Genomic DNA, 12673 nt, shown 5'->3' with positions numbered 1-12673 from the left:
TCGGAGGGCTCATTCGGCAGCGGTGGCCACCGGATCGGACGCCACGGGCGGATTGCGGTTCGGCGCGGCGGCCTCGTCGCCGATCTGGGCCAGCTTTTCGCGCGCCTCCTCCGCCTCGCGCTGCCGGTTCCACATGCCGGCATAGAGTCCGCCCTGCGCCAGGAGGTCGGCATGGGTGCCCCGCTCGGCAATGCGGCCGCGGTCGAGCACGATGATCTCGTCGGCCGCCACGATGGTCGAGAGCCGGTGCGCGATCACCAGCGAGGTGCGGTTACGCGACACCCCGTCCAGCGCCTCCTGGATCTCGTGTTCGGTATGGCTGTCCAGCGCTGAGGTCGCCTCGTCGAGCACCAGGATCGGCGGTCCCTTGAGGATGGTCCGGGCGATCGCCACGCGCTGCTTCTCGCCGCCGGACAGTTTGAGGCCACGCTCACCCACCTGGGTCTCGTAGCCCTTGGGCGCCATGCGGATCAGGCCGTCGATCTGGGCGAGCCGCGCCGCCTCCTCGACCGCGGCATCATCGGCGTCCCAGCGGCCGTAGCGGATGTTGTAGCGGATCGTGTCGTTGAACAGCACCGTATCCTGCGGCACCATGCCGATCTGGGCGCGCAGCGACACCTGTGTGACGTCGCGGATGTCCTGCCCGTCGATCAGGATGCGGCCGCCGGAGACGTCGTAGAGCCGGAACAGCAGCCGCGAGATCGTGGACTTGCCGGCGCCCGAGGGACCGACGATCGCAACCGTCTTGCCGGCCGGCACGTCGAAGCTCAGCCCCTGCAGGATCGGCCGCTCCGGCTCATAGGCGAAGCGGACGTCCTCGAAGCGGACATGGCCCGACGTCACCACCAGCGGCATGGCGTCAGGCGAATCCTTCACCTCGGCATCGCGCGTCAGCACGCCGAACATCTTCTCGATGTCGATGATCGCCTGCTTGATCTCGCGATACACCATGCCCATGAAGTTCAGCGGCTGGTAGAGCTGGATCATCATGCTGTTGATCATGACGAAGTCGCCGACGGTGTTGTGCCCGTCGCGCACGCCACGAGCGCACATCAGCATGGCCGCGGTCAGGCCGAGGGTGAAGATCACCGCCTGGCCGGCGTTCAGCACCGCAAGCGACGTGTAGGTCTTCACGCTGGCGCGCTCGTAGCGCTCCATCGAGCGGTCATAGCGCTCGGCCTCGCGCGCCTCGGCGCCGAAATACTTCACCGTCTCGTAGTTGAGCAGCGAATCGATCGCCTTGGTATTGGCCTCGGTATCGGAATCGTTCATGCGGCGCCGGATCTCGATGCGCCACTCGGTCGCGATGTAGGTGTAGTAGAGATAGGCCGCGACCATGGTCAGGGTCACCAGCACGTAGCGCCAGTCGAACTGCCACAGCAGCACGGCGGTCAGCAGCGAAACCTCGACGATGGTCGGGATCAGCTGCAGGATCACCATGCGCACGATGGTCTCGATCGCGTTGCGGCCACGCTCGAGCACGCGCGTCAGGCCGCCGGTCTTGCGCTCCAGATGGAAGCGCAGCGACAATTCGTGCATGTGGACAAAGGTGATGGTCGCGAGCTTGCGCACCGCATGCATGGCGACACGGGCGAAGATGCCGTCGCGCCATTGCGTCAGCACCGCCATCAGCACGCGCATGGCGCCGTAGCTCGCGGTCATGACGATCGGTGAGGCGACCAGCCAGAACGCCCAGTTGTCGGCGGCAACGGGCGCCGTGTTGGCGCCGGTCAGCGCATCGGTGGCCCATTTGAAGGTGAAGGGCAGCACCAGCGTCGCAACCTTGGCGGCGAGCAGCAGCACCACCGACCACAGCACTCGCATCTTCAGATCGGCGCGGTCGCTCGGCCAGATGAACGGCCAGAGATGCCGCAGCGTGCCGGCCAGCGTCCCCTGCTCGAGGGACGCGGGCGTCTCGGCGCCGCCGTGATGGGGGGATGAATCGGGGGGCATCAAGCGATCTGGAACAGTGGGGATCTTGACAAGTTATGACGCGGGGCGACCTGCTCCATATAGAGTGTTCGACCACCAAGTGCACCCGCACGCCAACAGATTCCGTTGCGGCGGCGCAGTAATTGCATAACTTGATTCAGATCGATCGAATTGCCCGTAGAACTCCGCGAACCACCCCATCCGCCCTCGTCTTGACGCCTTTCAGCGGCAGTGTCACACCCATCCCATGACTGAAATCCGCACCGTCTGTGTCTATTGCGGCTCCGGCCCCGGCACCAATCCCAGCTTCATCGAATCGGCGAAAACCCTCGGCAAGGCGCTCGCCGACAACGGCGTCAGGCTCGTCTATGGCGGCGGCTCCATCGGCATGATGGGCGCGGTCGCCAAGTCCGTGCTCGAGCATGGCGGCGACGTCACCGGCATCATTCCGGACTTCCTGGTGAAGAAGGAAGTCATGATGCCGCTGAAGGATCTCATCGTCACCCCCGACATGCACGAGCGCAAGCGTCTGATGTTCGAGCATTCCGATGCGTTCGTGGCGCTGCCCGGCGGTATCGGCACTCTGGAAGAGCTGGTCGAGCAGCTGACCTGGAAGCAGCTCGGGCGCCATGCCAAGCCGGTGCTGATGGCGAATATCGACGGCTTCTGGGAGCCGCTGTTTTCCCTTCTCGCCCACATGCGCGAGACCGAGTTCATCCGCCCGGGCTTCCAGATCGAACTCCTCAAGGCCGATCGCGCCGAGGACATCCTGCCGCGGTTGCGCGAGGCCGCAGCCAAGGTCGCGAAGGAAGAGACCGAGATGGCTCCGGAGATCGCCAAGCGCCTCTGAGCCCTACTCCGGCGGAAACGTCACGGCCTCGATCCGGTTGCCGTCCGGATCGAGCACGAAAGCCGCATAGTAGCGCACGCGATCATGCGGCCGCAGCCCCGGCGCGCCGTCCGAGGTGCCGCCCGCCTCCACAGCCGCCGCATGGAAGGCATCGACCTCGCCGATGGTCTTTGCGCGGAAGCAGAGATGCGAGCCGGTGTCGGCCGGCACGCGGGGCATGCCGGCGCGCAGGTTGATCCAGAACTCCGGATAGGCCTTGCCGAAGCCGACATTGGCGGGCCGTTCAATCAGCCGGGCCATGCCAAGCGGCGCCAGCGCCAGCTCATAGAAGCGCGCGCTGCGGGCGAGATCGCTGACACCGACGGAGATGTGGTCGATCATGCGTTTGCGCCCCGCCTCTCTTCGCCTTGCAACAAATTCACCCCGGCGCGCCCGACTTCACCAGCTTGTAGAACACCGAATCCATCAGGGCCTGGAACGAGGCATCGATGATGTTGGGCGAGACGCCAACCGTGGTCCAGCGTTCGCCCTTCTCGTCCTCGCTCTCGATCAGCACGCGCGTGACCGCCTCGGTGCCGCCGTTGAGGATACGGACGCGGTAGTCGATCAGCTTGAGCCCCTCGATGAAGCCCTGGTACTTGCCGAGATCCTTGCGTAGCGCGACGTCGAGCGCGTTGACCGGGCCGTTGCCCTCCGCGGCCGAGATCAGCCGCTCGCCGGCGACGTCGACCTTGACCACGGCCAGCGCCACCGTGACCCGCTCGCCGAGCGCGTTGTAGCGCTGCTCGACATTGACGTCGAACTGCTCGACCCGGAAATACTCCGGCACCGAGCCGAGCGTACGCCGGGCCAACAGCTCGAACGAAGCGTTGGCGGACTCATAGGCGTAGCCCATGGCCTCGCGCTCCTTCAGCTCCTCGACGAGGCGCGTCAGCTTCGGGTCGCTCTTGCTGAACGGGATGCCGCCGCGCTCCAGCGCCGCGATCACGTTCGATCTGCCGGCCTGGTCCGAGACCAGCACCTTGCGGCGGTTGCCGATGCGCTCGGGCAAGACGTGCTCGTAGGTCTGCGGGTCCTTGAGCACGGCGGAGGCGTGAATGCCGGTCTTGGTCACGAAGGCGCTCTCGCCGACATAGGGCGCATGCCGGTTCGGCGCGCGGTTGAGCATGTCGTCGAGGGTGCGCGACACCTTCATCAGCCCGGCGAGCTGCTGGTCGGAGACGCCGATCTCGAAACTGTCGGAGAACTCCGTCTTCAGCTTCAGGGTCGGGATCAGCGAGCACAGATTGGCATTGCCGCAGCGCTCGCCGAGGCCATTCAAGGTGCCCTGGATCTGGCGCACGCCGGCCCGCACGGCCGCCAGCGAGTTCGCCACCGCCTGCTCGGTATCGTTATGCGCGTGGATGCCGAGATGATCGCCGGGCACATGCTTGACCACCTCGCTTACGATGGTCTCGATCTCGTGCGGCATGGTGCCGCCATTGGTGTCGCACAGCACGATCCAGCGCGCGCCGGCCTCGTAGGCCGCGCGGGCGCAGGCGAGCGCGAACTGGGCATTCTCCTTGTAGCCGTCGAAGAAGTGCTCGCAATCGAGCATCACCTCGCGACCCGCCGCCTTCGCCGCCGTGACGCTGTCGCGGATCGAGGCTAGGTTCTCATCGTTGGTGGTTTCGAGCGCCACGCGCACCTGATAGGCCGACGATTTGGCGACGAAGCAGATCGCATCCGCTTTCGCATCCAGCAGCGCTGCGACGCCCGGATCGTTAGACACCGAGCGGCCCGCCCGCCGCGTCATGCCAAAGGCGGTGAAGCGGGCATGGCCGAGCTTGGGCCGCTCGGCGAAGAACTCGGTATCGAGCGGATTGGCGCCGGGATAGCCACCCTCGACGTAGTCGATGCCGAGATCGTCAAGCATACGCGCGATGACCTGCTTGTCGGTCAGCGTGAAGTCGACGCCGTTGGTCTGCGCGCCGTCGCGCAGCGTGGTGTCGAACAGATAAAGTCGCTCTCTGCTCATGCCTGCGCTCCGGCGCTAAGCGCCTTTTTCATCGTGGTGTTGGCGAGCCACTCGCCGTTCATCGAGACGCTGTTGCGCTGTTGCGCGACGTAGCCGCGCTTGCGGAAGAAATCGACCGCGGTGTCGCTGGCATCGACCGACAATCCCGTCGTGCCGCGTGCGCCGGCAAGCTTTTCCAGCGCGTCGCACAGCAGCGCGCCGACGCCCTGCCCGGCCACGCTCGGATGCACATAGAGCATGTCGATGTGGTCGTTGCCCTTCAGGGACGCGAAGCCGACCGGCGAGCCCTGCAGGGTCGCAATCAGGGTCAGCGCCGAGCCGAGCTTCTTGCCGAAGCTCGCCTCATCCTCGGCAGCGGCGGCCCAGGCCTCCTGCTGGTCCTCGCTGTAATCGTCACCGGTCAGTTGCTCGATGCTGGCAACGAAGATCGCGGCCAGCAGCGGCGTATCGGCGGGAAGGAACGGCCGCAGCGCGGCCTTTGGAAGAGATTGTCCCATATCCTCACCACATGCCGTAGAGCTTCGTGACCAGCGCGACTGCTCCAGCAATCAGCACCAGCTTCAGTCCGATGTAGTACAGCCAGTGTCGCGGGAATGGCGTGTCGGGCTTGCTCATCGTGCGATCTCCCAGGTCGTGACCGGCTTGCCGTCGGCGCCCTTGCCGTCCTTCAGCACCACGCCCATGGCCGCCAGCTCATCGCGGAGGCGGTCGGATTCCTTGAAGTCCTTGCGGGCGCGCGCGGCGGTTCGGGCCGCAATAAGCTCCAAAATCCTCGTTTGCTCGTCGGTTGAAATCCGAGAATTGACCTGCTTCTGTATCTTATCTGGGTCGTATTTATTGATATCAATTCCAAGTATTTCCAACCCGGCTGCCAATTGCTCGGCAGCGAGCCAATCATCACCGCTCATGATCGCTCCAGGACGTGACATTCGTTCTGTCAAATGCGCCTGACGGTTACGGGCGAGCTTAAGTAGTCGATGTAGCTCCGCTATGGCCCGAGGAGTGTTAAGATCATCGAGCAAAGCATCCAAAAACTCATTAGAAGGCTGCACATCCGGGTTGAACCGGCCAAACCTTTTGAAATAGCGCAAAGTAACCATCGCCTGCTCTAAGGCTTCAACGCTAAAATCGATCGGCTGTCGGTAGTTCGTACCGAGCATAGCTAGACGAATAATCTCGCCCTGCCACGGGATGCCCGCCCAACCGTCAAACAGTTCTCGAATCGTCACGAAGTTGCCGAGGCTCTTCGACATCTTCTCGCCCTGCACCTGCAGGAATCCGTTATGCATCCAGACATTGGCCATACGCGGGGTGTGAAAAGCGCAGCAGCTTTGCGCCAGCTCGTTCTCGTGATGCGGGAACACGAGATCGATGCCGCCACCATGAATGTCGAACGTTTCGCCGAGGTGCTTCCATGACATCGCGGAGCACTCGATGTGCCAACCGGGTCGGCCCTCGGTCTTGATACCGGCGGGTGACGGCCAGCCGGGCTCGCCGGGCTTCGAGGGCTTCCAGAGCACGAAGTCGGTCACATCTTTCTTGTAAGGTGCGACGTCGACGCGTGCGCCAGCAATCATCTCGTCCAGCGAGCGATTGGCGAGCGCGCCGTAGCGCGGGAGCACCTCATTAGCGGCGTTCATGGCTGCCGGAGAGAACAAGACATGATCCTCGGCGACGTAAGCAAAGCCGCCCGCGATCAGTTTTTCGATAATCGCTCGCATTTCAGCGATGTGCTCAGTCGCGCGCGGCTCGACGCTAGGTCTCAAGCAACCAAGCGCATCGACGTCCTCATGGAACTGACGCTCGGTCACCTCTGTGACCTTCCGAATCGCCTCGTTCAGCGGCAGGCCCGGAAAGTCGCGCGTGGCGCGTGCGTTGATCTTGTCGTCGACGTCCGTGATGTTGCGGACATAGGTGACGTGGTCGGCGCCGTAGACGTGGCGCAGCAGCCGGAACAGCACGTCGAACACGATCACCGGCCGCGCATTGCCGATATGGGCGAAGTCGTAGACCGTCGGTCCGCAGACATACATGCGGACATTGTTGCGATCGAGCGGCACGAAGGGGCGCTTCTCCCGCGAGGCGGTGTCGTACAAACGCAAGTCCATGGGTCCGTCCCCGAAATGCCAGTGCCTCCGCTTCGCCGGTCTTCACGGCGAAGCGCAACGGGTTCCTACGCCGGATGACGGCCCGCAGGCGGGCAGCCACGGCAAAAAATCGCGCTCGCGACCTGCCGGCCGGGCGTCCTGATCATCTCTGTTGAGAAAAGACGGCCTCAGCCAGCGAATCGCTAGCTCGTAATCTCGCGGCAAATGCAGCCGATGGCGAGGAAACCGTTCATGGGTTTCACCATGATCCAGCAGGGTGTTGCCGTCAAGAGCCGCAAAACGGCCGTTTTCGCCGCTCAAACGCTGCCGCCCTGCCTCATGGTTAATCATTTTTAACCTTTTTGACCTAACCGTGGGTTGTCTCCACCATCCACCGGTGCACCATGCGATTCTCCTCGGGCCTGCTCGCCTGCTGTCTCCTCCTCGCCGCTCCGATCACCGCATCAGCGGAGAGCCGCATCTTCATCATCGCCAACGAATCCGATGGCTATGGCGTCGACCAATGCCTCGCCAAAGGTGACAAGTGCGGCGCCTCCGCCGCGCGGTCCTACTGCCAATCACGGGATTTTGCTCAGGCCTCCTCCTACCGTCGGGTCGACCCCGAAGAGATCACCGGATCAGTGCCGAAAGCCGGAGCAAACTGCACCCACGGCGCCTGTAGCGAGTTCGTCGCGATCACCTGCCAGCGCTGACGGTGCCAGGGGCGGCGGTTCCGCCACCCCCCTGCCCCGGAAACGACGTGACGCTGCCGAACAAAGCGGCTATGGGATGCCCGCCGCTGCCGCGATTTTTCCGAATTCTGTGCTAGCTCCGCGGCAGCACCCATGGACCGGAATACCGCATCTTGATCGCTTCCTTGTCTCCGCGCCTGCTGGCCTACACTGCGTTGCTCGGACTGACCCTGACCGGCTCGCACGCGCTGGCGCAATCCAGCTCCGATTCCTATGCGCAAATGGCCCCCGGTCAGCCGCAGGCCGGCGTGAACCCGATCTGTCCGCGCCTCGAAGCCCAGCTCGCCTCGATCGATCGCGGCGCCGGCGGCGGGGATCCCGCGCGCGAGGACCAGATCCGGCGCTATCAGGACGCCGCCGCCAAGCAGCAAAGCGAGCTCGATCGCGTCAACACGCAGGCCAAGCGGATGGGCTGCGACAGCCCCGGGTTCTTCTCGATCTTCAACGGCCGCGCGGCGGAATGCCAACCGGTGAACAACCAGATCCAGCAGATGCGCTCGAATCTGGACCAGATCACCAGCAATCTGGAGCGGCTGCGCGGCGGCGGGTTCGGCGGCGAGCGCGACAATCAGCGCCGGTCGGTGCTCGCGGCGCTCGGCCAGAACAATTGCGGCCCGCAGTACCAGCAATATGCCAACCGCGGCGGTGGCGGCGGCGGCAATTTCCTGACCAACCTGTTCGGTGGCGGTGACAACAATCCAGCGGCATCGCTGCCGCCGCCGAGCGCCGATCTCGCCGCGCCTCAGGGCACCTATCGCACGGTCTGCGTGCGCAGCTGCGACGGCGCCTATTTCCCGATCTCGTTCGCGACCGTCCCTGGACGCTTCCCCGACGACGAACGCGCCTGCAAGGCGCAGTGCCCGGCGGCGGAGGCGACGCTGTTCACCTACCGCAATCCCGGCGAGGACATGAACCAGGCGGTGTCGATCAACGGCCAGCAATACAGCGCGCTCGCCAACGCCTTCAAGTATCGCACCGAGTTTAACCCGAGCTGCTCGTGCAAGGCCCCGGGCCAGACCTGGGCCGATGCGCTGAAGTCGATCGACGACCGGGCCGCGGCCGCCGAACAGGGCGACATCATCGTCACCGAGGAGAGCGCCAAGCGGATGCAGCAGCGCCAGACCGGCAAGCCGCCGGCGGGCGCCAAGAAGGGCGCTGCGCCCGCAGCTGAGGCGGCGGCGCCGCCGACCACCACCGCAGACACCACGACCGGCGCCGACAAGCAGATCCGCACGGTCGGACCGACCTTCATCCCGCCGCGCTGAGCCGCCTCGCATCCGCCTATCCATCGAACGCATCGATCGAACCCCGGTCGATGATGTCGGGCGAAATCACCTTGCCTGACGCCCCCAGCGCGCCGACAGGCCGCCAGCGGTTGCGCAGCGCGGCGAGACGAATCACCTGCGCCGGCGGGACGTCGTCGTCAGGCCCGTTCGATCCAACGAGGGCGAGCGCGCCGGACAGGCTCGCCAACGCACTCAGCAACGCCGCGCGCACCCGCGCCAGCAGGTCGCGATGGGCGCCGCTCGAAAGTCTTCCCGGAAGGACGCTTTCGAAGCCCGCGACGGCCGCCGCGATCGGCAAAACCTCGGCGACGATTCCGAGCCGCGCCGCGGCCGCGATCACCTCGTCCGCAACCTGAGTGTCCGATCCGGACAGCACCACGCCGCGCACCTTCGCCGGCCCCAGCGCATCGACGGCCATCGCCAATGACAGCATGGCCTCGACGTCTGCGGTAAGCTCGAGCACGACCCCAGTGAAGCCGTTCTTGGCGACGCGGTCACGCAGGCCGAGCACACGGGCCGCGTAGTCCGCCTCGTCGCCCTCGGGCAAGGATGCGACCGGTCCGCTGCGCCAGCGGTCATCGCCCCGCGCGATAGACAAGGTGGTGATCTGCTCGGCGAAGGCGGGCCATTGCGCAGCGAGCGACACGTCGGCATTGAGCGCGAACGACGCACCGTCGAACACGCGATCGTCGTGGCCGCCGATCTGGTTCAGATAGACGAGCGGCAGGCCGCTCTCGACGACCCGGGCGACCGCGAGCGACAGCCTGACGTCGCCGTTTCCGCGAGCAAAGCGGGAGCCGCTGGGCACCACGATGAGCTCGGCGCCGGTTTCCGCGAGCGTCTCGACCACGTTCTCGTAGCCTGCGACCTCTTCGGCGCCGATATCCTCACCGATCGCCACGCCGACCCGCCAACCGCGCACGCTCAAGGGGCCCGCGGCGCGGCCGCGCGCGAACAGGTGCTGCTGATCGAACGTGTCGTCATCCGGCAGATTGATCTTGAAGCGCGTGGCGGCGATGCGCCCGGCATCGAGCAGCGCGCAGGCGTTATAGAGCTTGCCGTCCTCGCTCCAGGGCGTGCCAATCAGCACCGCCGGCCCGCCATCCGCCGTCTCCAGGGCGAGCGCCTCGATCGCGGCGCGGCAGGCGGCCTGAAAGTCGGGCTTCAGGACGAGATCTCCGGGCGGATAGCCGGCAATGAACAGCTCCGGCAGCACGACGAGATCGGCGCCGTCGGCCGCGGCCTTGGCCCGCGCCTCGCGCGCCTTCGCGGCGTTGCCGGCGATGTCGCCGACGATCGGGTTGAGCTGGGCCAGCGTGATCTTGAAGCTGTCAGCGGCCATCGCTCAAGACACTCACAACAATCCGAGCCGCTCGGCGAGTGCGAACAGCCAGAAGCCGCCGGCCATCACGAGCGCGACGCCGACCGCCGCCGAGCCGAGATCCTTGACCTGCCCGATCTTCGGATCGTGCTCGGTGGTGACGCGGTCTGCGAGCTTCTCGATCGCGGTGTTGAGCAGCTCGACGGTCAGCACCAGCATCACGGCGCAGACCAGCTCGACGCGGCGCATCGGCGTGGCGCCGATGACGTAGGCGAGCGGCAGCGCCAGCACCAGCGCGATGATCTCCTCGCGCACCGCCTGCTCGGAGCGGAGCGCAAAGGCGAGGCCGTTGCGCGAGTTGACCGTCGCGCGCCACAGACGCAGCATCAGAAGCCCGCGACGGCCGGCATCGGAACTGACTTGCCGCCACGCTGCTGCTTCAGCAGCTCGGCGATCAGGAACGCCATGTCGATCGACTGCTCGGCGTTGAGACGCGGATCGCACACCGTGTGATAGCGGTCGTTGAGATCCTCATCGGTGATCGCGCGCGCGCCGCCGATGCATTCGGTGACGTCCTTGCCGGTCATCTCGAGATGGATGCCGCCGGCATGGGTGCCCTCGGCGGCATGCACCGCGAAGAACGCCCTGACCTCGGCGATGATGCGGTCGAACGGCCGCGTCTTGTAGCCCGAGGTCGAGGTGATGGTGTTGCCGTGCATCGGATCGCACGACCACACCACCTTGCGCCCTTCCCGCTGCACGGCGCGGATCAGTCCTGGCAGGTGATCGCCAAGCTTGTCGGCGCCGAAGCGGTTGATCAGCGTCAGCCGTCCCGGCTCGTTGTCGGGATTGAGGATGTCGATCAGCTTGATCAGCTCGTCCGGCTTCAGCGACGGGCCGCATTTCAGGCCGATCGGATTCTTGATGCCGCGGAAATATTCGACATGGCCGTGATCGAGCTGGCGGGTGCGGTCGCCGATCCAGATGAAGTGGCCCGAAGTCGCGTACCAGTCGCCCGTGGTGGAGTCGACGCGGGTGAAGGCCTGCTCGTAGCCGAGCAGCAGCGCCTCGTGGCTGGTGTAGAAGTCGGTGGCGCGCAGCTCCGGATGGCTCTCGAGGTCGAGGCCGCAGGCGCGCATGAAGTTGAGCGCCTCGGAGATGCGGTCGGCCAGCTCCTTGTAGCGGCGCGACTGCGGGCTATCCTTGACGAAGCCGAGCATCCACTGATGCACGCTGCCGAGATTGGCGAAGCCGCCGGTGGCAAATGCCCGCAGCAGGTTCAAGGTCGCCGCCGACTGCCGGTAGGCGTCGAGCTGGCGCTGCGGATTGGGGATGCGCGCCTCGGGCGTGAAGGCGGTGTCGTTGACGATGTCGCCGCGATAGCTCGGCAGCTCGACGCCGTTGATCTTCTCGGTCGGCGAGGAGCGCGGCTTGGCGAACTGGCCGGCGATGCGGCCGACCTTCACCACCGGCACCGCGCCGGCATAGGTCATGACCACGGCCATCTGCAGCAGCACGCGGAAGAAGTCGCGGATGTTGTTGGCGCCGTGCTCGGCAAAGCTCTCGGCGCAATCGCCGCCCTGCAGCAGGAAGGCCTCGCCGGCCGCCACCCGCGCCAGGGATTTCTTCAGGTTGCGCGCCTCGCCGGCGAACACCAGCGGCGGAAAGGTCGCAAGCTGCGCCTCGACCTCGGCCAGCGCCTTCTGGTCGGGATAATCAGGCACCTGCTGCACCGGCTTGGAACGCCAGCTCTCCGGGCTCCAGCGCTCGGTCATGGCTATCTACTCCCTCGTGAACGGCCGCGCGCTTGTCCCCGCCGCGGCGCGCGCCTTATACACAGCCTGCCGACGGACTGCCATCCGGAATTTAAGCCATTCCGCCAAGCCGTTGCGGATACGGATGGATTCCGGTTTGGCTGAGAGTCAGCGTGAACACCGTCAAGGCTCAGGACCAAGGCTCTTCTGTCCCCTGCGTCGTTGCGCGCGCTGCCAAGACAACCACCGCCGTCATCCCGGCGAACGCCGGGATCCACGACCACCGGCGCCGAGGGTGACACGAGATGGCACGACGTGCGCCAAACAATTGCGGCCGCGGAGTATGGGTCCCGGGTCGGCGCCCCGCCGCCGCTTCGCGCCGTCGCGGCTTGCCCGGGACGACGGCGGAGTTTGACGCGAAAGCTTCGCCCGTCGAACAGCGATGCGCGCCTCGAACGGTAGGGTGGGCAAAGGCGCGCCCGTGATGCATCTTAGCAATCGTTGACGCATCGCGCGCCGTGCCCACCGTCAGAGCATCGGTCGAGAATGGTGAGCACGGCGCCGCTACTCCGTCGCGTGCGGACCGAGCGGAGCAAGGCGGTCGCGGTAGGGACGCTCATTGCTGAGCGCCCCCCGCACAGAACCGTACGTGCGGCTTTCCCGCATACGGCTCC

12 protein-coding genes are annotated in these 12673 nt (G+C 65.7%); 3 read left to right on the top strand and 9 right to left on the bottom strand.

Going from position 1 to position 12673, the window contains the following annotated elements:
- Positions 1 to 9: 9 nt before the first annotated feature.
- Positions 10 to 1953, bottom strand: coding sequence for an ABCB family ABC transporter ATP-binding protein/permease (locus ACQR07_RS17105; RefSeq protein WP_434903412.1), 1944 nt, complete (start codon positions 1951 to 1953; stop codon positions 10 to 12).
- A gap of 226 nt (positions 1954 to 2179) precedes the next feature.
- Here ACQR07_RS17105 and ACQR07_RS17100 point away from each other — a divergent pair, with 226 nt between their 5' ends.
- Positions 2180 to 2782, top strand: coding sequence for a TIGR00730 family Rossman fold protein (locus tag ACQR07_RS17100; RefSeq protein ID WP_434903411.1), 603 nt, complete (start codon positions 2180 to 2182; stop codon positions 2780 to 2782).
- Between the two features lie 3 nt (positions 2783 to 2785).
- Here the strand turns inward: ACQR07_RS17100 and ACQR07_RS17095 are convergent, their stop codons facing one another.
- The 5 genes from ACQR07_RS17095 to ACQR07_RS17075 form a co-directional block, all read right to left on the bottom strand.
- Positions 2786 to 3163 (bottom strand): VOC family protein, encoded by a 378-nt coding sequence (locus ACQR07_RS17095; protein ID WP_434903410.1) that lies wholly within the window; start codon positions 3161 to 3163, stop codon positions 2786 to 2788.
- Positions 3164 to 3200: 37 nt separating this feature from the next.
- Positions 3201 to 4799 carry a citramalate synthase gene (cimA, locus tag ACQR07_RS17090; RefSeq protein WP_434903409.1) on the bottom strand — a complete coding sequence of 533 codons (1599 nt, stop codon included), beginning with the start codon at positions 4797 to 4799 and terminating at the stop codon, positions 3201 to 3203.
- Entirely contained in the window at positions 4796 to 5296 is a 501-nt protein-coding gene (locus ACQR07_RS17085) for a GNAT family N-acetyltransferase (protein WP_434903408.1), read from the bottom strand. The genes cimA and ACQR07_RS17085 overlap by 4 nt, the downstream gene beginning before the upstream one ends.
- Positions 5297 to 5410: 114 nt before the next feature.
- The gene (gene cysS, locus ACQR07_RS17080; RefSeq protein ID WP_434903407.1) at positions 5411 to 6907 is read right to left on the bottom strand and encodes a cysteine--tRNA ligase; all 1497 of its coding nucleotides are present in this window, start codon (positions 6905 to 6907) and stop codon (positions 5411 to 5413) included.
- Between the two features lie 42 nt (positions 6908 to 6949).
- Positions 6950 to 7237 (bottom strand): hypothetical protein, encoded by a 288-nt coding sequence (locus ACQR07_RS17075; protein WP_434903406.1) that lies wholly within the window; start codon positions 7235 to 7237, stop codon positions 6950 to 6952.
- Between the two features lie 53 nt (positions 7238 to 7290).
- On the opposite strand from ACQR07_RS17075, the gene ACQR07_RS17070 reads away from it, so the two are divergent.
- Together ACQR07_RS17070 and ACQR07_RS17065 are read left to right on the top strand one after the other, a co-directional pair.
- Positions 7291 to 7599 carry a hypothetical protein gene (locus ACQR07_RS17070; RefSeq protein ID WP_434903405.1) on the top strand — a complete coding sequence of 103 codons (309 nt, stop codon included), beginning with the start codon at positions 7291 to 7293 and terminating at the stop codon, positions 7597 to 7599.
- Positions 7600 to 7751: 152 nt separating this feature from the next.
- Complete coding sequence (locus ACQR07_RS17065; protein ID WP_434903404.1) at positions 7752 to 8903, top strand: DUF2865 domain-containing protein; 1152 nt, start codon at positions 7752 to 7754, stop codon at positions 8901 to 8903.
- A 16-nt stretch (positions 8904 to 8919) separates the two neighbouring features.
- Here the strand turns inward: ACQR07_RS17065 and ACQR07_RS17060 are convergent, their stop codons facing one another.
- From ACQR07_RS17060 to ACQR07_RS17050, 3 genes are read right to left on the bottom strand one after another with little or no spacing between them, the layout of a single operon-like run.
- Complete coding sequence (locus ACQR07_RS17060) at positions 8920 to 10266, bottom strand: nitrilase-related carbon-nitrogen hydrolase (RefSeq protein ID WP_434903403.1); 1347 nt, start codon at positions 10264 to 10266, stop codon at positions 8920 to 8922.
- A 12-nt stretch (positions 10267 to 10278) separates the two neighbouring features.
- Positions 10279 to 10632: a diacylglycerol kinase gene (locus ACQR07_RS17055; protein ID WP_434903402.1), complete on the bottom strand. Its 354-nt coding sequence runs from the start codon at positions 10630 to 10632 to the stop codon at positions 10279 to 10281.
- Positions 10632 to 12020, bottom strand: a complete 1389-nt coding sequence (locus tag ACQR07_RS17050) for a class II 3-deoxy-7-phosphoheptulonate synthase (protein WP_434903401.1) — start codon at positions 12018 to 12020, stop codon at positions 10632 to 10634. The genes ACQR07_RS17055 and ACQR07_RS17050 overlap by 1 nt, the downstream gene beginning before the upstream one ends.
- Positions 12021 to 12673: the final 653 nt, after the last annotated feature.

Source organism: Bradyrhizobium sp. HKCCYLS20291, from assembly GCF_051167715.1.
GTDB lineage: Bacteria > Pseudomonadota > Alphaproteobacteria > Rhizobiales > Xanthobacteraceae > Bradyrhizobium.
Note: the sequence above shows the minus strand (reverse complement) of the source record. Positions and strands in the feature narration are given on the sequence as shown.